Origin of the sequence: Microbacterium sp. B35-04 (assembly GCF_010634885.1) — a bacterium.
Lineage (GTDB): Bacteria > Actinomycetota > Actinomycetes > Actinomycetales > Microbacteriaceae > Microbacterium.
Genome location: NZ_MWLP01000109.1, coordinates 1 through 18,074, shown reverse-complemented (window position 1 = coordinate 18,074; position 18,074 = coordinate 1). Strand labels below are relative to the sequence as shown.

The 18,074-nt window shown below is 71.9% G+C and carries 18 protein-coding genes; 8 read left to right on the top strand and 10 right to left on the bottom strand.

All coding sequences use genetic code 11. The features are described from left to right. Together B1729_RS18840 and B1729_RS18835 are read left to right on the top strand one after the other, a co-directional pair. The coding region (locus tag B1729_RS18840) for an Nramp family divalent metal transporter (RefSeq protein ID WP_239539715.1) at positions 1–736 on the top strand (736 nt) is incomplete at its 5' end. A gap of 22 nt (positions 737–758) precedes the next feature. Next, the gene (locus B1729_RS18835; RefSeq protein ID WP_163615907.1) at positions 759–1,466 is read left to right on the top strand and encodes a metal-dependent transcriptional regulator; all 708 of its coding nucleotides are present in this window, start codon (positions 759–761) and stop codon (positions 1,464–1,466) included. 287 nt (positions 1,467–1,753) lie between these two features. Here B1729_RS18835 and B1729_RS18830 read toward each other — a convergent pair whose 3' ends face one another. After that, positions 1,754–2,695 (bottom strand): SDR family NAD(P)-dependent oxidoreductase, encoded by a 942-nt coding sequence (locus tag B1729_RS18830; protein WP_163615906.1) that lies wholly within the window; start codon positions 2,693–2,695, stop codon positions 1,754–1,756. Positions 2,696–2,757: 62 nt separating this feature from the next. On the opposite strand from B1729_RS18830, the gene B1729_RS18825 reads away from it, so the two are divergent. Then, the gene (locus tag B1729_RS18825) at positions 2,758–3,567 is read left to right on the top strand and encodes an HAD-IIA family hydrolase (RefSeq protein WP_163615905.1); all 810 of its coding nucleotides are present in this window, start codon (positions 2,758–2,760) and stop codon (positions 3,565–3,567) included. Between the two features lie 304 nt (positions 3,568–3,871). Here the strand turns inward: B1729_RS18825 and B1729_RS18820 are convergent, their stop codons facing one another. Continuing rightward, a complete protein-coding gene (locus B1729_RS18820) occupies positions 3,872–4,906 on the bottom strand; it encodes an aldo/keto reductase (protein ID WP_163634323.1) in 1,035 nt (344 codons plus the stop codon). A 75-nt stretch (positions 4,907–4,981) separates the two neighbouring features. On the opposite strand from B1729_RS18820, the gene B1729_RS18815 reads away from it, so the two are divergent. Both B1729_RS18815 and B1729_RS18810 read left to right on the top strand, forming a co-directional pair. Continuing rightward, a complete protein-coding gene (locus tag B1729_RS18815) occupies positions 4,982–6,421 on the top strand; it encodes a PLP-dependent aminotransferase family protein (protein WP_163634321.1) in 1,440 nt (479 codons plus the stop codon). Between the two features lie 9 nt (positions 6,422–6,430). Beyond that, a complete protein-coding gene (locus B1729_RS18810) occupies positions 6,431–7,003 on the top strand; it encodes a YdeI/OmpD-associated family protein (RefSeq protein ID WP_163634319.1) in 573 nt (190 codons plus the stop codon). Between the two features lie 118 nt (positions 7,004–7,121). On the opposite strand, the gene B1729_RS18805 is transcribed toward B1729_RS18810, so the two are convergent. The 5 genes from B1729_RS18805 to B1729_RS18785 all read right to left on the bottom strand — a co-directional run bounded on the left by B1729_RS18805 (position 7,122) and on the right by B1729_RS18785 (position 12,635). Further along, on the bottom strand, positions 7,122–8,009 hold the full coding sequence (locus tag B1729_RS18805; RefSeq protein ID WP_163615901.1) for an RNA polymerase sigma-70 factor: 888 nt from the start codon (positions 8,007–8,009) through the stop codon (positions 7,122–7,124). A 10-nt stretch (positions 8,010–8,019) separates the two neighbouring features. After that, positions 8,020–8,610: a carboxymuconolactone decarboxylase family protein gene (locus tag B1729_RS18800; protein ID WP_163634317.1), complete on the bottom strand. Its 591-nt coding sequence runs from the start codon at positions 8,608–8,610 to the stop codon at positions 8,020–8,022. Positions 8,611–8,794: 184 nt separating this feature from the next. Then, positions 8,795–9,373: an orotate phosphoribosyltransferase gene (pyrE, locus tag B1729_RS18795; protein ID WP_163634315.1), complete on the bottom strand. Its 579-nt coding sequence runs from the start codon at positions 9,371–9,373 to the stop codon at positions 8,795–8,797. A 30-nt stretch (positions 9,374–9,403) separates the two neighbouring features. Further along, positions 9,404–10,225 (bottom strand): hypothetical protein, encoded by an 822-nt coding sequence (locus tag B1729_RS18790; RefSeq protein WP_163634313.1) that lies wholly within the window; start codon positions 10,223–10,225, stop codon positions 9,404–9,406. A 130-nt stretch (positions 10,226–10,355) separates the two neighbouring features. Beyond that, complete coding sequence (locus tag B1729_RS18785; RefSeq protein ID WP_163634311.1) at positions 10,356–12,635, bottom strand: hypothetical protein; 2,280 nt, start codon at positions 12,633–12,635, stop codon at positions 10,356–10,358. 199 nt (positions 12,636–12,834) lie between these two features. Here B1729_RS18785 and B1729_RS18780 point away from each other — a divergent pair, with 199 nt between their 5' ends. Further along, positions 12,835–13,674 (top strand): exodeoxyribonuclease III, encoded by an 840-nt coding sequence (locus B1729_RS18780; RefSeq protein WP_163615896.1) that lies wholly within the window; start codon positions 12,835–12,837, stop codon positions 13,672–13,674. A gap of 27 nt (positions 13,675–13,701) precedes the next feature. Here the strand turns inward: B1729_RS18780 and B1729_RS18775 are convergent, their stop codons facing one another. The 3 genes from B1729_RS18775 to B1729_RS18765 all read right to left on the bottom strand — a co-directional run bounded on the left by B1729_RS18775 (position 13,702) and on the right by B1729_RS18765 (position 15,621). Continuing rightward, the gene (locus B1729_RS18775) at positions 13,702–14,265 is read right to left on the bottom strand and encodes a hypothetical protein (protein WP_239525530.1); all 564 of its coding nucleotides are present in this window, start codon (positions 14,263–14,265) and stop codon (positions 13,702–13,704) included. 177 nt (positions 14,266–14,442) lie between these two features. Continuing rightward, entirely contained in the window at positions 14,443–15,183 is a 741-nt protein-coding gene (locus B1729_RS18770; RefSeq protein ID WP_163634309.1) for a helix-turn-helix domain-containing protein, read from the bottom strand. Then, positions 15,184–15,621 carry a glyoxalase gene (locus tag B1729_RS18765; RefSeq protein WP_163615894.1) on the bottom strand — a complete coding sequence of 146 codons (438 nt, stop codon included), beginning with the start codon at positions 15,619–15,621 and terminating at the stop codon, positions 15,184–15,186. Positions 15,622–15,813: 192 nt separating this feature from the next. Between B1729_RS18765 and B1729_RS18760 the strand changes: the two genes are divergently transcribed. After that, positions 15,814–17,112 (top strand): sensor histidine kinase, encoded by a 1,299-nt coding sequence (locus tag B1729_RS18760; RefSeq protein WP_163634307.1) that lies wholly within the window; start codon positions 15,814–15,816, stop codon positions 17,110–17,112. Then, on the top strand, positions 17,109–17,855 hold the full coding sequence (locus tag B1729_RS18755) for a response regulator transcription factor (RefSeq protein WP_163634305.1): 747 nt from the start codon (positions 17,109–17,111) through the stop codon (positions 17,853–17,855). The genes B1729_RS18760 and B1729_RS18755 overlap by 4 nt, the downstream gene beginning before the upstream one ends. Positions 17,856–18,074: the final 219 nt, after the last annotated feature.

Below are 18,074 nucleotides of genomic sequence, written 5' to 3'. Positions count from 1 at the left end.
CGAGACGAAACGCCCGGAAGCATCGTCAGACGTCGGTACGGGGCGTTTCGACTCGCTTCGCTCGCTCAACGACCGGGATGAGGGCTCGCTCAACGACCGGGGTGCGAGCGCTCCGGAACAGACGCAGCCACTGAGCGACCGGTCCGCGCCGGACGCGACGCTGGCCGAGCTGCGCGGCATCCCGACCCGCCGCCTGCTGCGCGCGACGAAGTGGGACGTGTCGATCGCGATGCTCATCGCCGGCACCGTGAACCTGTGCATCCTGCTGCTGGCCGCGGCGAACCTGGCCGGGGTGCCGGGCACGGATTCGCTCGAGGGCGCGTACGCCGCGCTGTACGCCGGGCTGGGTCCGCTCGTGGCGACCCTGTTCGCGGTGGGCCTCCTCGCGAGTGGGCTGGCGAGCACGTCGGTCGGCGCCTACGCCGGCGCCGAGATCATGCACGGCCTGCTGCACATCCGCGTGCCCCTCCTCGCACGCCGCCTCGTGACGCTCATCCCGGCGCTCATCATCCTGGCGATCGGCTTCGACCCCACCGTGGCGCTGGTGCTGAGCCAGGTCGTGCTGTCGTTCGGCATCCCGTTCGCGTTGGTGCCGCTGGTGGCGCTGACCGCGAACCGCGAGGTGCTCGGCGGGTTCCGCAACCGGGTGTGGACGACGATCGCGGGCATCGCGGCATCCGTCTTCCTGATCGCGCTCAACGGCGTGCTGCTGTTCCTGGTGCTCACGGGGGCGTGACGGCCGCCGGTACCCTGAAGCCGTGGCCTCTCCTGCCGTCGACGACTACCTCAAGACGATCTACCACCACACCGAGTGGCAGGACGACCGCATCACGCCGTCGCAGCTGGCGGGCGAGCTCGGGCTCGCGCCGTCGAGCGTCACCGAGATGGTGCAGAAGCTCGCGGCTCAGGGGCTCGTCACCCACCGCCCGTACGGGCCGGTGTCACTGAGCGCCGAGGGCGAGCGGCGCGCGGCCGCCATCATCCGCCGCCATCGGCTCATCGAGACGTGGCTCGTGCGCGAGTTCGGGTACGCGTGGGACGAGGTGCACGACGAGGCCGAGGTGCTCGAGCACGCCCTCAGCGACCGGCTGCTCGAGGGCATCGACGAGCGCCTCGGGCGTCCGCGCTTCGACCCGCACGGCGATGCGATCCCGGATGCCGCGGGCCATGTCCACCGCGAGCCCTTCGTGCTGCTCGGCCGGGCGCCGGCGGGCCACGTCGGCCGCGTGCTGCGCGTGAGCGACCGCGACCCCGAACTGCTGCGGGCCGTGGAGTCGGCCGGCGTCGCGGTCGGGGCGACGGTGACGGTGATCGGGCCGACGCACCCGGAGGCTCCGCTCGACGCGCCGGCGGCGAGTGGAGGGGGCGTCGGGAACGCCGCGGCTCTGCGGATCGGTGCCGCCGAGGTGTCTCTGCCGCCCGCCGCCGCCACCGCCGTGTGGCTCAGCGCCGACCCCGAGGCCTGAGCGCACGGGTCCCCGCCCGTCACCCGCGGTTGCGCGGCATCCGAGGTTCCGCGTCACTCGCGGTTGCGCGGCATCCGAGGTATGGGTCGATCGTGTCCCGATTTCGGTCGCTGATGTCCCAGCTTCGGCCGCAAGCGCCGCTTTGAACGGTGGAAAGTGGGACATGCGCCTTCGGGACAGAACATCGAACGCGCGACTGCTCGCCGTAGCCACACGCGCGACTGCTCGCCGTAGCCACACGGCGACGGATGCCGCGGCGATCTACGGGCGAACGCTCCCCGCGCAGGTCAGCGCGCCGCGACCTCGAAGGGCCAGTGCACGCCGGTGGCCGTCTCGGCGAAGTCCCAGAGACGTGCGCCCACCTCCGGGTCACGGGTGATCTTGGCCGCGGTCTGCCGGCGCGGTTCGCCGCGCGAGCCGGTGCGCGGCCCCCAGAACTCCCCGCCCTCGACCTCGGGGTCGGTGAGCGCGCGCACGAGCGACCACGCGCCGTGCTCCTTCGACTGCGCGATCGCGGCCTGCAGGTTGTCGCGGAACCGCTTGGCGCGCGAGGGCTCGTTGACTCCGACGATGCCGGGCGTCCTGCCGCCCGTCGAATAGCCCGGGTGCGCGACGACGCTCGCCACGGGGATGTCGGCCGCGCGCAGGCGCCGGTCGGCCTCGAAGCCCAGTGCGGCGGTGGCGACCTTCGACTGCACGTACGCGCGCCAGGCGGTGTACCGGTCGGCGAGCTGCGGGTCGACGGGGTCGTAGGGCGTGAGCGAGGTCGACATGCTCCCCAGCCAGACCATGCGACCGGATGCCTGCGCCAAGGCGGTGAGCAGCTCTCCGGCGAGCGCGTAGTGCCCGAGCGCGTTGGTCGCGAACACGACCTCGTGCCCGTCCATGGTGGTCTCGCGCGACTTCGGCGCATGGACGATGCCTGCGTTGAGGAGGACGCCGTCCAGGCCGCCCTTGCCCCGCACGCTCGCGGCCGCCGAACGCACCGAGGCCAGGTTGCTGGTGTCGAGGATGAGCGGCTCGGTCGCGTCGGGTGCGGCATCCGGAACCCGCCGCCGGATCGCGGCGCGCGCCGCCGACAGCCGGTTGGGATGGCGGGCCGACATGAGCACCCGGGCACCCGCACGCACGAGCTGTTCGGACGCGAAATAGCCGAGGCCGGCGTTCGATCCGGTCACCAGATAGACCCGACCCGCCAGGTCGGGAAGGCTGCGGGGATCCCACGTCACGGGATCGACCCTACGCCCGCGCGACACCTGCTCACGCCAGGCGACGGCATAGCCTGGAACGCATGCGCACGAGGTCTGACATCGAATGCTGGCTCACCGACATGGACGGCGTGCTGGTGCACGAGAACACCCCGGTTCCGGGGGCCTCCGCCCTGCTGCAGCAGTGGCGTGAGCAGGGCGTGCCGTTCCTCGTCCTCACGAACAACTCGATCTTCACGCCGCGCGATCTGTCGGCGCGGCTGCGCGCCTCGGGCCTCATCGTGCCGGAGGAGTCGATCTGGACCTCAGCACTCGCGACCGCCGACTTCCTGAAGTCGCAGATGCCCGGCGGCACGGCGTTCGTCATCGGCGAGGCGGGCCTCACGACCGCGCTCCACGAGGCCGGCTTCATCATGACCGAGACCGACCCCGACTACGTCGTCGTCGGCGAGACCCGCAACTACTCGTTCGAGGCGATCACCAAGGCGATCCGCTTCATCGGCGCCGGTGCCCGCTTCATCGCGACGAACCCCGACGCGACCGGTCCGTCGACCGAGGGCCTGCTGCCGGCGACCGGCGCCATCTCGGCGCTCATCACGAAGGCGACGGGCATGGAGCCGTACGTCGTGGGCAAGCCCAACCCGATGATGTTCCGCTCGGCGATGAACCGCCTCGGCGCCCACTCCGAGAACACGGGCATGATCGGCGACCGCATGGACACCGACGTCGTCGCCGGCATCGAGGCGGGACTGCACACCGTGCTCGTGCTCACCGGCATCAGCGACACGGCCGAGATCGCGCGCTACCCGTTCCGCCCCGACGAGGTGCTGGACTCGGTCGCCGACCTGCTCGACGCCGAGCCCGTCGAGTCCGAAGACCCCGAGCTGCTCTAGCGCTTCGCACCGCAGGGCTTTCGAGGGGCAGGATGCCGCGACCCACGGCATCCGTCCGTCCTCAGTTGAGGAAACGCGCCGAGATGAGGAGCGAAACGCCGGTCCTGTCCCGCATCTCAGCTCTCATCCTCAATTGAGGACAACGGATGCCTCGGCCTCGGCCCCGGCCCCGGCCCCACGCCAACCTCACGCGCGTCCTCAGTTGAGGAAACGCGCCGAGATGAGGACCAAGGAACAGGGATGCCTCAGCCGGCGGCCGCGCGGGTGCGGCGGGCTTCCGCAGCGCCCGCCGCACCCGGTCCGGTTACGCCAGCTCGAGGCGCGCACGCACCTCTGCGTCGAGCACGAGGTCGGCGGCGTCGAGGCGTGCGCGCACCTCGGTGTCGAGCACGAGGTCAACGGCGGCCAGAGCCTCTTCGAGCTGCGCGACGCTGGAGATGCCGACTACCGGGATCACGGGCACCGCACCGCCCAGCAGCCACGCGAGCGCGACCTGGTTCGGCGTCGCGCCGATCTCGGCCGCGACGTCGTGCAGCACCCGCAGGCGCTCGCGGTTCGACGCGTGGCGCATCGGCGCCCACAGCGGCTTGTCGTCGCGCGTGAACGCGCCCTGGTGCAGGGGCGAGTACGCCGTGATGGTGAGCGGCGGGCGACCGTCAGCGCCCGCGGCCAGAGATTGCACATAGTCGAGCAGGTCCGCCGACACGTCGTTCGTGCGCCCAGCGGCGGGGCTGGGGTACACGTAGCTGTATCCCTGCTGCACGACCCCGTACGGGTCGACGCCCTGCCGCAGCGCCTCCTCACGCGCTTCGACGAGGCGCCAGAGCGCGACGTTCGAGATGCCGGAGATGCCGACGAGGCCCTCGCGCTGCAGCTGCCCGAAGGCGGCGACGGTCTCGGCGAGCGGGGTCTCGCGGTCGTCGACGTGTCCGTACAGCACGTCGATGCGGTCGATCCCGAGGTGCTGCAGGCTGAGGCGCGCCTCGCGCGCGACGACCTCGGCCGACAGGCCCTGGTAGTTCGTCGGCTTGACGGTCTGCAGCGGCAGCGCCGGGTCCTTCTTCGCGGCGCCGAGTTTCGTGGCGAGGCGCACGTCGCCGAGACCGCCGCGGCGGCGGATCCACTCGCCGAGCACGTCCTCGCTGTCGCGGCCGTGGCCGCCGACCCAGGCGTTGTAGTTGTTCGCGGTGTCGACGAAGGTGCCGCCCGCGTCGGCGAAGCGGTCGAGGATCTCGAGCGATGTCGCGGTGTCGGTGCGCGTGCCGAAGAACATGGTGCCCAGGCACAGGGTCGAGACCTCGAACGAGGTCGTCCCGTTGGAGATGGTGCGGTACTGCATGGGGTTCCCTTTCTGGGGTGGGAAGGAATACCTCCATCGTGGAACGGGAACGGACTGGGAGTACGATCCGATTCCATGGCAGCAGTCCAGACCAATCCGATCGCGTGGGAGACGCTGCTCGACCTCTCGGCGCACGACGGCCCGCGTCATGTGCGCCTCGAGCTGGCGGTGAGGGATGCCGTCGCCACCGGCCGCCTGCCCTCCGGCGCCGTCCTTCCCCCGAGTCGGCTGCTCGCGGCGTCACTGGGCGTCTCCCGCTGGGTGGTCACCGAGGTGTACGGGCGGCTCACCGCCGAGGGGATCCTCGAGGCGAGGACCGGGTCGGGCACCCGGGTCGCCGCGCGCGTGGGTGTCTCAGCCGCACGCCAGGCGCCCGCACCCGTGGCGGCGCAGCGACGACCGCGCTTCGACCTCGCACCGGGCGTCCCCGACCTGCGGCACGCGCCGCGCACCCTGTGGCTGCGGGCGATGACCGAGGTGCTGGCCGAGACCCCCGACGCCGAGCTGTTCCGGCTCGACGGCGATGTGCCGGCGGCGCGGGTTGTGCTGGCCTCCTACCTGTCGCGCGCACGATTCGCGAGGGCGGATGCCGACGCCGTCGTGGTCACGCACGGCGCCGCCGACGGCATGCGGCGGGTGGCCCGCGTGCTGCGCGAGCACGGGCACACGGCGATCCTCGTGGAAGATCCGTCGTGGCAGCGCATGCGCCAGGTGGCCGCGGCGGAGGGCCTCACGTCGGTGCCCGTCCGGGTCGACGCGCACGGGGTGGACGTCGACGCGCTGGCCGCGGCATCCGTCCGCACCGGCGCGCGCGCCGCGCTCGTGACGCCCGCGCACCAGTTCCCCGTGGGCGTGGCTCTGACGGCGGAACGGCGCGACCGACTGATCGCCTGGGCCCGCGGGTGCGACGGCGTCGTGATCGAAGACGACTACGACGCCGAGTTCCGCTACGACCGCCGGCCGATCGGGGCGCTGCAGGCAATGGCGCCCGACCGGGTGGTGCTCGCCGGCAGCCTCAGCAAGACCGCGACGCCCGCCCTCGGCCTCGGCTGGCTGGTGCTCCCGCCGTGGCTGCGGGACGGTGTCCGCGACGCGGGGGCCTCCGCGCCGTCGACGATCGACCAGCTCGCACTCGCCCGCTTCCTCGCAGCGGGCGGCCTCGACCGCCACCTGCGGGCCGCCCGCACGCGCTATCGGCGCCGGCGCGAGGCCTTGCTCGCAGCGCTCGAGCGCGCGCTGCCCGAGTGCCGCGTGTCGGGCATCGCCGCGGGACTCCACGTCGTGCTCGACCTCCCTGTGGGCGTCCGCGCGGCGGACGTGGTGCGCCTCGGCGCGGCCCGCGACGTCGCGCTCACCAACATCCGCCGGTATCGCGTCTCGCCCGACGCCCCTGCCCCCGAGCAGCTCGTGCTCGGCTACGGCGACCTCGCCGATCCGCTCGTCGAGGAAGCCGTGAGTATGCTCGCCGCCGCGGTCCGCGAGGCCGCTGCGCGCGAGGTCGGCGGCTCCCGATAGGGTCGCGGCATGGGCGCGCTCGACGACGGTGAGAAAGTGGAAGTGAAGGATGCCGCCGCCTGGCGGGCCTGGCTCGAGGCGAACCATCGCACCGCGAAGGGCGCATGGCTGGTGAGGCCCCGGCAGGGGTCGGGGCTCGAGCTGGTCGGCTATGAGGAGGCGATCCAGCAGGCGCTGTGCTTCGGCTGGATCGACGGCCCGGTGCGCTCGTTCGACGAGCAGCGCGGGGGGCTCTGGTTCGCTCCGCGGCGGCCCTCGAGCGGCTGGGCGGCGACGAACAAGGCGCGGGTCGCGCAGCTCGAGGCCGCGGGGCTGCTCACGGAAGCCGGCATCCGTGCCATCGAACTGGCGAAGCAGAACGGGTCGTGGACGGTGCTCGACAACGCCGAGGCGCTGCGCGAGCCCAACGACCTCGCGGTCGCGCTCGACGCGGTCCCGGCCGCGCGCAGCACCTGGGACGCGTTCCCGCCCTCGACCCGCAAGATCGGCATCGCGAGCGTCGACTCCGCCCGGCGGCCCGAGACGCGGGCCGCACGCATCGCGAAGGTCGTCGCCGACGCCGCCGAGGGGAAGCGCCCGTGATCTCGTCGACCGAGCAGACGCTCCTGTTGGTGGTCACGGCGCTCATCACGCTGACCACGCTCATCGTCGTGGTCTGGCAGCTGTGGCGCGGCCGCGGCCGCGGCGACTGATCACCGGATCAGCGCGCGACCTCCGCCTCGGCGTCGAGCCAGCCCAGCTTGTCGGGATTGGCGATGGAGTAGATCTGCGTGATCCGCCCGTCCGCCACCGTCAGGCTGACGACTCCGGTCAGCTGACCGTCGAGCTCCACCCGGATCCCCGGCTGGCCGTTGACCCACGTCGCCGACGCGACGAGTGTGCCCTCGAGCTTCGACATGCCGCCGATGAGGTAGCGGGCGAGGCGCTCGGCGCCGACGATCGGACGACGCGCGGCGCCCTTCACCTTGCCGCCGCCGTCCGCCACCGACACCACGTCGGGAGCGAGCACGTCCATCAGCCCCTGCAGGTCGCCGGTGTTGAGTGCCGCGACGAGACGTTCGACGGCCTCCTCGTGCTCCGACGGCACGACCCGCACACGCGGACGCCGGGCTGCGACGTGGTCCTTCGCCCGGTGGGCGATCTGCCGCACCGCCGCAGGGGTCTTGCCGACGGCATCCGCGATCTCGTCGTAGGGCACGTCGAACACCTCGCGCAGCACGAACACGGCGCGCTCGGCGGGCCCCAGTGTCTCGAGCACGGTGAGCATCGCGATGGAGAGGTTCTCGGCGAGCTCGACGTCTTCCGCGACGTCGGGGCTCGTGAGCAGCGGCTCGGGGAGCCACTCCCCCACGTAGTCCTCGCGACGCCGCGACACCGTGCGCAGGTGGTTGAGCGCCTGTCGCGTCACGACACGCACGAGGTACGCGCGCGGCTCCTGCACGGTGTCGCGGTCGACGTCCGCCCAACGCAGCCACGACTCCTGCAGCACGTCCTCGGCGTCGGCGGCCGAACCGAGCATCTCGTACGCGACCGTGAACAGCAGATTCCGGTGTGCGACGAACGGGTCGTCGACCTCGGTGGCGCTCATGTCGGCGAGCCTACGCGCGGACGGCGACGGCCGGTCGCTCGGCGAGCGGCGGCAGCCCGCACGAGTCGGCGAAGTGCTCCGAGCGGATGCCGAGCGCCACGTTCATGCGGGCCGACATGTTCATGAACGCGACGCGGGCCGCGAGCTCGATGAGGCCCGCCTCGCCGAGCTGCGGGAGCAGCGCATCCGACAGCTCGTCGGTCACGGCCGGCGGCGTCTGGCTCGCCGCCTCGGCGTACTCCATGACCTGACGCTCGAGCGGCGTGAACAACGTCGACTCCCTCCAGCGCGGAACCTCGCGGACCTTGGCACCGTCCACGCCGCGATTGCGCGACATGAAGTAGTTGAAGTCGAGGCAGAAGCTGCAGCCGATGGTCGCTGCCGCCGCCATCGCGGCGTAGGTCGATAGGTCGGCGTCGAGCTCGTGCCAGTGCTCGACCTTCTGGCCGATGCCCATCGAGTCCTTCATGACGGCCTTGTGGTGCCACAGCACGCCGACCGAGTCGGGCACGCGGCCGATCATCTTCCTGGCCATCGCCTTGACCAGGGCGCCGTAGACGCCGGTGACCTCGGTCGCGGGGATGCGGGTCGTCTCAGTCATGTCTTCCTCCGTGTCGTCGGATCGGGTCCTTCGACATGGAGACACCGGCCGGTACTGCCCTGTGACATCCCGGCGGAAATGACCCGCGAGCGCGGCAGTCTGCTGCCAGCGCTGCGCCGCCCGACGCCGCGCTCGCCGGATACTGCCGCGCTCGCGTCGCTGCGGTTCCGCCCGGCGCCCGGCGTTACTGCGGTTCGAGGCCCAGGTCGTCGAGGTCGATCGCCGCCAGCCACTGCAGGCCCTCCGCCTCGACGGCCGCCTGGGCGCCGGTCTTGCGGTCGACGATGACGGCCACCGCGACGGGCTCCGCTCCCTCGCGGCGCAGCGCCTCGACGGCCTTGAGCGCGGACTGACCCGTGGTCGAGGTGTCTTCGAGCACGACGACGCGCTTGCCCGCGACATCCGCCCCCTCCACCTGGCGCCCTCGGCCGTGGTCCTTCGGCTCCTTGCGCACCACGAACGCGTCGAGCGGCATGTGGGTGCGGGCGGACTCGTGCATCACGGCGTTCGCGATCGGGTCGGCGCCGAGCGTGAGCCCGCCCACGGCGACGATGCCGTCGACGTCGCGGATCAGGTCGAGCATGATGCGTCCGATGGACGGCGCGGCCCGGTGGTCGAGGGTGAGCTTGCGCATGTCGACGTAGTACGTCGCCTTCTTGCCGCTCGAGAGCGTGAAGTCGCCGTGGAACACCGCCTCGTCCTGGATGAGGGCGATCAGGTACTGGCGATCGGCTTCGAGCGCAGGCGTGGAGGCGGCGGTCATGGCAATGAGTCTACGGATGCCGCGGGCCGGTCACTCGGGTAGAGCCCTGCCCGTGAGCGCAGCGGCGCTCCGAGCCCCGGCGGCGGGCAGCACGGCGTCGCGCCGCTCGTCGGGCCCGGTCGCACCGGGAGGCAGCAGCGCTGCGACCGCGCGCGTCACCGCCGGGTCGTCGGCGGCGGCGGCCAGCGCCGCGGTACGGCCGAGCGCCAGATTCGCCGCAGCGGCCGTCCCGGCGTCGGCCGAGGCCGCGAGGCGTTCCAGCGCAGGCTCGGCGGCGCCGATCACCCCGGCGCCGAGGAGGCTCTGCAGCACGTCGCGGTCGCCGAGGCCTGCGGTGCGGGCGGCGTCGGTGTCGCTGGGGACGGTGCGCACGAGCTCCACCGGCTGCGCTTCGATCGTCTCGCCCGGGCGCGCGGCGAATCGCGCGGTCAGCACGTACCGGCCGGGGGCGGGAAACAGCGGCGCGCTGCCCGAGGCGAGCAGCGGCACCGATGCGACGAGGCGCTCACCCGCGGCGAGCTCGACCGACCGCGGCGCGGAGTCGACCGGCCACGGCCACGTCGCGCGCAGCGGCGGCCGACCCGGCGCGGTGACGTCGATCTCGAGGTCGCCCTCGACCAGGTTCAGCCGCGCGCTGACCGTCACGGCCCCACGCGCGACGAGCTCCACGTCCGCGAACGCGATGCGATCGAGCGGGACGGTCCATGCGCTCGCTCCACTCGCCGTCGAGTCGCTCCGCGGCTCGGGCGGCACAGTCCCGGGCGCGTCTCCGGGTGCCGCCCCGCGTGCGGGCTCGGCCGCTGCCGGCCGGAGCCGCAGCTCCAGTCCACCGCCGTCCGCGAGAGGTGTCACGGCTCGATCCTTCCCCCGCGCGGGCTCCGTGTCACCCTCCGCAGGAGAAACCGCCCTCCACAGGACGTTGAAACGGTCAAACCTCCTGCGGAAGGCGAAATCTCCTGTCGAACCGGCCCGGGCGCCAGGGTCAGCGGCCCTCCGGCGCGACGAAGTCCGCCGCGATGCGCTCGGCCGCCGCGGCGTCCTTGCCGGCGGCCGAACGGGCTCCGCCCTTCGCACGCGACTTCAGCGCCGCGATCGTGTCGGCCACGACCGGGGCGTCCTTCTCGGTCGGGCTGGCGACCGTCACCGCCAGGGCGGCGACGCGCTCGGCCGATCGGCCGGCGAGCGCCAGTTCCAGGAAGTGGGCGGCTTCGTCCGGCGCCGCCTCGCGCACATCGCGCGCACGGACGTCGGTGAACGACCGTGCCAGGGCATTGGCGAGCACGAGCGCGCCGGCCGCACCGGTGTCGGTGTCGCTGTGCTGCTCGGCCAGGTCGGTCAGCACCGCGCGGGCTGCGGCATCCGTCGCGAAATCGCCCAGGGCGATCGCACGCCCCACACCCGGCGTGAGGGTCTTGGCGCTGATGTCGACCTCGGCGTCCGAGCCGGGCCCCCGCACGTCGACGGTCATCGGAGTGGAGCGCACCGTGGTCATCGCATCGACCTCGAGCTGGGCGGTGATCGTATGGCGTCCGGGCTCGGTGAAGGTCACGCCCTGGTTCGTGAAGAACACCTGGACGTGGTTGCGGATCGACTCGCCGGGCTGCAGCACCGTCGTGGGGCGTGGCCCGCAGCCGATCGCCACGTCGACGAGGTGCTGGAGCGAGTGATCGGGTGGCGTGTGAAGGAAGACCAGGTCTCCCTCCGACAGGTTGATCAGCGTCGTGACGGTGCGAGGCTGGTCCGACACGTTCGTGAGGACGACCTCGGCGGTGACGTACTCGCCGACGAACGCCTGGGCGGGCATCGCGACGGTGAGCTCCAGTCCCTCATCGCCCGTGTCGCCGCCGAGCCCCGCGACGTCGACCGGGGCCGGCAGACCGGCGGACAGGTCGCCGTGACCCCACCCGAAGTTCTTCCAGCCGGGCCGCACCTGCGGGTCGGGCGAGTGAATGAGGGAGGTGCGGTCGTGGTTCGAGAACGCGAACGAGGCATTGCCCGGATAGGGATTGGCCGTGGTCGCGAACCCCATGACGTCGCCGGTCTGGTTCATGATCTCGATGCCGATGCCCGGGTTGTGGACGTCGTGCTTCGGGTGCCACAGGTTGAACGCATGCCCCGCCTCGTGCACCAGGGTGCGCAGGAACGCCGCGGGCACCTCGTCGAGCGGGCGTCCGCGCGCCGCCGCGGCGATGAAGGAGTCGTTCCCGAGCTGCACGTCGGCGAAGCCTGCGGCTCCCTCCCGGGGCACGGTGTCGTCGTCGAACATGATGCCGAACAGCCCGCCCTGCGCAGAGCCCACGAACAGCCACAGCCGCCAGGACTCGCCGCTGAGCGTCTGGCGATGCCCCGACATGAGTGTCGCCAGCTCGGCGTTGGTGAGATCCGCGTCGTTGGGCACGGTGATCTCGTCGGTGACGACGGTGACGTCCCACCCAGCCCCGGCATAGACCGAACGCACGGTGGCGGCGGCGCCCGAGCCGATGGTGGCGGATGCCGGGAACACGCGGTTCACCATGGCATCGACCTCGATGCGGCAGCCGCGGTACATCGGCGACGTCTTGCGCGCGGTGACGTTCGTGACGGTGCCGCCGATCGACAGCGTGCCCGTCATGCGCTGCGATTCGCCGAGAAGGGTGGATGCCGTCGTCACGACGAGCGGACGCCGGCAGCGGAGCGTGAGCGTGCCGGTGTCGGTCGACACGAACTCCTGCGTCGTGCGGTTCCACAGATGCCGCACGATCTGCACGGTGAGCGTCCCGTCGACGTACGTCGAGCCGTTGGAGCGGAAGTACCAGGAGTACTCCGACGCCGGGAATGCCGGATACCAGCGCAGCCCCAACGGCAGGAACTCCGAGAGGATGGCGGTCTCGTCTTCGGCAGCGCCGCGGGCGTCTGCGTCGGCGGCGGTGTCGGCGTCGTGGTCGCCGCGGCCGGGCAACGGGATCGGGATCGGCCGGATCCGCTCGAACTCGAACTCGGTGAGCACCGGCGGGAAGACCCGGCGCGAGTACATGTCGCCCGAGACGCGCAGCGACGACGCGCCCACCTCGATGCGCAGCGCACCGCGCACCTCGGGGCCGAACACCGTGCGGCGCTCCAGCTCGAGCAGCCAGGACCCGTCGAGCGTGCCGATGGCACACGGTCGGGTCAGCAGCTCGGGGCGGATGACCGGGCCGACGACCAGCTCGCCGTCGGCGTCGAATTCGAGAGGCGCGTCGTGCGCGGCGGACGCCGCGCGGCCGCAGCCGCAGTCGTGGTCCATGGGAAACCCTCATTCCCGGCCGCGGACGCGGCCGCTGACAATAGGAGACCCGCGCGCACGGCACTGATACGCCCGTGCCGCGGCCGGCACCCGAACACCTCGAGGCTCCCACGCGCAAGGCGGTGCGTCTAGTGGGCGTGGAACCGGCGGGGGCGGCATCCGCTCCTGCGCGTCCGCGCCCCCGCCTAGGCTTGATCCCATGCGCCTGGCCACCTGGAACGTGAACTCCATCCGCGCGCGAGTCGACCGCATCGTCGACTTCGCGGTGCGCGAGCACATCGATGTGCTCGCGATGCAGGAGATCAAGTGCAAGACGGAGCAGTTCCCCTTCGACCGCTTCGAGGAGGCCGGCTACCACGTCGAGGCGTACGGCTTCTCGCAGTGGAACGGCGTCGCCATCGCCAGCCGTGAGCCGCTCACGAACGTGCGCACGGCGTTTCCGGGCATGCCGGGGTTCGAGAAGGGCCACAACGGTCCCGACGCGCCGCAGGAGGCGCGCGCGATCGGCGCCACCGTCGGCGGCGTCGAGGTGTGGAGCCTGTACGTGCCGAACGGCCGCTCGCTCGGCGACCCGCACTACTTCTACAAGCTCGACTGGCTGTCGGCGCTCAGCCAGTACACGTCGGACTCCCTCGCCGCCAACCCCGATCTCGCCCTCGCGCTGGTCGGCGACTTCAACATCGCCCCGACGGATGCCGACAACGGCGACCCCGCCGTGGTGCAGGGCTTCGCGACCCACGTGTCGCCGCCCGAACGCGAGGCGTTCGCGGCGCTCGAGTCCGCCGGTCTGCAGGACGTCGTGCGGCCGTTGGTGCCGACGGGGTACACGTACTGGGACTACAAGCAGCTGCGGTTCCCGCGCAACGAGGGCATGCGCATCGACTTCATCCTCGGTTCCCACGCGATCGCGCAAGCCGTCACCGGCGCGACGATCCACCGCAACGAACGCAAGGGCGAAGCGCCGAGCGACCACGTGCCCGTCGTCGTCGACCTCGACCTCGAGGGCCCCGACGACGACGATCGCCCGATGATCTTCTGACGCACCCGGGGCCGCGCCGGCCCGGTGTCAGTCCGTCGGGCCGGGCGTGCACCCCGGCGGCGCGGAGTTGCCGCTGATGTCGAAGTCGCTGCACGTGAGGAAGTGCTCCTGGTTGAGCCCGAGCACGAACGAGGTGACGGCGACGCCGAGCACCACGACCGCGATCAGCCACTTCGTGCGTCGCCGCGTCTCGGTCGCGAAGTCGGGCCAGACGACGCGCACCAGCACCCAGAGGGTGAACGGGATGCCGAGCAGGACGGCCGCGATCGCCGCGAGGTCGACGATGGCCAGCGCGATGTCGGTGGTGTCGTCGGCGACCACGAAGTTGAGGACGAGCCACACCGAGGGCAGCAGCAGGACGAAAGCCCGCGCGAGCCGGCCCCCGACGGGGCGCCGCTCCACGAGCACGAACACGAAGGCCGCGGTGGAGGCGGCCCAGAGCGCCAGGATGTCGTCGAAGAACACCTCGCCCCACACGCCGAGCGTGAAGGCGGGCCACCACGCGATCGCGACCATCCCCACCATGGCCACACCCACCGGCACGTCGCGGTGGCGGTGGTGTTCGTCGGCGGGCGGGGTGGACGCGGTCACAGCCGCACGGTATCGCGCCGGTGAGAGGCATCCGTCGCTCCACGCCACATGATCCGCAGACTTTTCTGCTTCCGGCGCGTCATGATTCCGTCGGGAAGGCGCGGTGGGGAGGGCCGCATCGCCCGCGTCACGATCCGGGCGACCGCCCGCTGACGCCCCGCGACGGCCTCCGTCTCGCTACACGACCGTGGTCAGCGGATCCTCGAGGGTCTGCGCGCCGGCGCTGAGCGGGATCGAGAACGTCTGCGCGAACCGCTCGAGCAGCGTCGCGTCGCCGGCCACCACGGCCAGCACCTCCTGGTCGATCGCGTCGGCCGGGGTCAGCTCGCCCGAGATGAGGCGACGGATGCCGGGGCCCGCCGCGAAGACCAGGTCGGGGTCGTCCACGACCGAGGCCTGTGTTCCGAGGCGGGGATCGACCGGCCGTCCGGCGGGCTGCAGCTGGGCGATCCGCAGACCCGACGGGTCGACGTGCACGCGCAGCACGACGTCGGCCACGTGCAACTCGTAGTCGGCCGGCGGCAGGTCGGCGGCGGCATCCGTCCGGAATGCGGTGCGCAGCGCCATCGTGAGCGAGTCCGCGGTCACCACGTCGTCTGGTGCCGGGTCGCCCATCTGCGCGAATCCCCACCGGCCGAGGGCGAGCACGATCGGCTCGAGCTCGCGACCGTACGGCGTCAGCTCGTACACCAGCCCGCAGTGCAGGAGCGGAACGCGGCGCACGACGCCGCCCTCCTGCAGCTCTTTGAGCCGTGTGGAGAGGATGTTGGTGGGGATCTTGGGCAGACCCTGCTTGAGGTCGGTGTAGCGGCGCGGCCCGACGAGCAGATCGCGGACGATGAGCAGTGCCCACCGCTCGCCGATCAGCTCGACGGCCGTCGTGACCCCGCAGTACTGCCCGTAGCTGCGGGAGGCCACTTACGCCCGCGCCTGCTCCGCCAAGTAGGCCTCGGGTCCTTCGGCGGCGGCCTGCGGATCCATGTACATGAACTGGATGCCGTTGCCGTCGGGGTCGACGAGGTCGCGCGCGTACATGAAGCCGTAGTCCTGCGGGTCGCCGGGGGACGTGCCGCCGGCCGCGACGCCGGCGTCGACGATCCGGTCGACCTCGTCGCGGGACTCGCGGCTGATCGAGAGCAGCACCTGCGCATGCGTGCGCGGGTCGGCGAACTCCTTCTCGGTGAACGTCGAGAAGTACTCCTTGGTGAGCACCATGAAGAAGATGTCGTCGCTCCACACCACGCAGGCGGCGTTCTCGTCGGTGAAGAGCGGGTTCAGCGAGCAGCCGAGGGCGGTGTAGTACGCCTTCGAGCGCTCGAGGTCGTTCGTCGGGATGTTGACGAAGATGTGCGTCATTGCCTTGCTCCTTCTGGATTCGAACTGCTGTGGTCGGTGAGCTCGCGCGGTGGTGAGCTTCTCGAACCATGGTTGCAAAAAACAAGCTTGCTTGTCAATAGCAAGTAAATGCCTCTTCGAACGCGCGAGGCGGCATCCTGCCTCCGCCTCCCGGGGGATGCCACGGCGGCGACTCCGCCCTAGCGTGGAGGGATGTCCGACCTCACCGCCGCGCACCCGGTCCGGCGCCCGCGGCCGACGTCCGTCGACCAGCGCAACGACGTCTGGCTGGCCGCGGGCCTGTTCGTCTCGGCCGTCCTGAGCACGGCGCTCGGGTCGGTGGCGGGCGTGTACGGCTCCGATGCAACCGAGGGCATGCAGTGGGCGCTGCTGTACAGCCTCGGACTCACGGCTCCCCTCGCGGTGCGAAGGCGCTTCCCCGAGGTCGTGGTCGTCGTCATCGCGGTCGTATTCTTCGTCGGGGTGACGCTGCGGATCCCCGACCTCTACGTCTCGAACATCGCGATGTTCATCGCGATGTACACCGTCGGCGCCTGGGTCGACGACCGGCGCCGCGCCCTGTGGGTACGCGCCGGCGTCATCGTCGCGATGTTCGTGTGGCTGATCGTCACCATGTTCCAGACGGCGATCGATCCCTCCGACGAGGGACTCTCCCGGGCCGGCGTGTTCTCGCCGTTCGCGGCGATGCTGCTGCTGCAGCTGCTCGTCAACGCGGGCTTCTTCGGCGGGGCGTACTACATGGGCGACCGCGCGTATGCCGCCGCCATGTCGCGCTCGGCCCTCGAGCAGCGCACGCGCGAGCTCGAGCGCGAGCGCGAGGTGACCGCCGCGCAGGCCGTCGCGCTCGACCGCGTGCGCATCGCCCGCGAACTGCACGACGTCGTCGCGCACCATGTGTCCGCGATGGGCGTGCAGGCCGGAGCCGCCCGGGCGGTCTTGGAGCGGGATCCGGATGCCGCGCGCACGGCGCTCCTCGGCATCGAGGAGTCCGCGCGCTCGGCGATCGCCGATCTGCGCCAGCTGCTCGAGACCCTCCGGACCACCGCGGGAGACACCGACGGCGCCTCGACGGTGCAGCTGTCGGCGCTCGCCGAGCTGGTGGCGCACGCCAACGACAACGGCTTGCCCACAACGCTGACCGTCGTCGGCGACCCGGTGGAGCTTCCCGACCTCGTCCAGGTGAACATCTACCGCGTGGCGCAGGAGGCGCTCACCAACGCCCGCCGGCACGGCGGACCGGATGCCACGGCCGACCTCCGCCTGCGCTACGGCGCCGACACCGTCGAGCTGGAAGTCGTCAACACCGGGCGCTCGGTCGCGGCCCCGATGCGGCCCGGCCTGGGTCTCGTGGGGATGCGCGAACGGGCGGCGGCGTCGGGCGGCGTGCTCGAGACCGGACCCCGCGGACGCGGCGGATTCCTGGTGCGGCTGCGGGTGCCGCTGGCCGCCCCGGTCGGCACGGGTGCGCCGCGGGCCGGGGTGGGCGCGTGAGCGACGCGATCCGCGTGCTGCTGGTCGACGACCACGCCGTGATGCGGGCGGGCTTCCGCATGATCCTCGAGTCGGCGGGCGACATCGCCGTCGTCGGCGAAGCCGCGACCGGCGTCGAGGCGGTGGCTGCGGCATCCGCTCTCCGCCCCGACGTGATCTGCATGGACGTGCAGATGCCCGACATGGACGGGTTGGAGGCCACCCGGCGCATCACGCGCGACGGAGCCGTCGACGCGGCCGTCGTCGTGGTGACGACGTTCGACCGCGACGACTACCTGTTCGACGCGCTCGCCGCCGGCGCGAGCGGCTTCCTGCTGAAGAACGCCGGCCCCGAGGAGCTCATCGCGGCGGTGCGCGTGGCCGCCGCCGGCGACGCGCTGCTGGCCCCCGAGGTCACCCGTCGCGTCATCGCCCGCTTCGCGCAGTCCGAGATCGCCGCGCCGGCCGCAGCTGCCCTTCGACAGGCTCAGCGACCGGGTTCCGCGCAGGGACCGGCATCTGCGGCGCGGGATCTGGCGCCATCGATCGCTGAGCCTGTCGAAGCGCCCGTCGTCGAGCTCACGGAGCGCGAGGGAGAGGTGCTGCGGCTCGTTGCTCAGGCGATGAGCAACGCCGAGATCGCCCAGCGGCTCTACATCGGCGAGGCCACCGTCAAGACGCACGTGTCGAACGTGCTGCAGAAGCTCGGCGCCCGCGACCGCGTCGCCGCCGTCGTCTACGCCCACCGCCACGGCCTGACCTGACCCGGGCGGCTCGCACGCGGCGCGTTTCGTCTCGCTTCGCTCGCTCAACGACCGAGTGGGTCGTCGCGCGAGCGAGGAACGGGCGAGACGAACGCCGAACGTCGGTCATTGAGCGAGCGAGGAACGAGCGAGGAGCGAGCGAGGAACGAGCGAGTGGGTCGTCGCCCGAGCGAGGAACGAGCGAGGCGAAACGCCCAACGTCGGCCGTTGAGCGAGCGA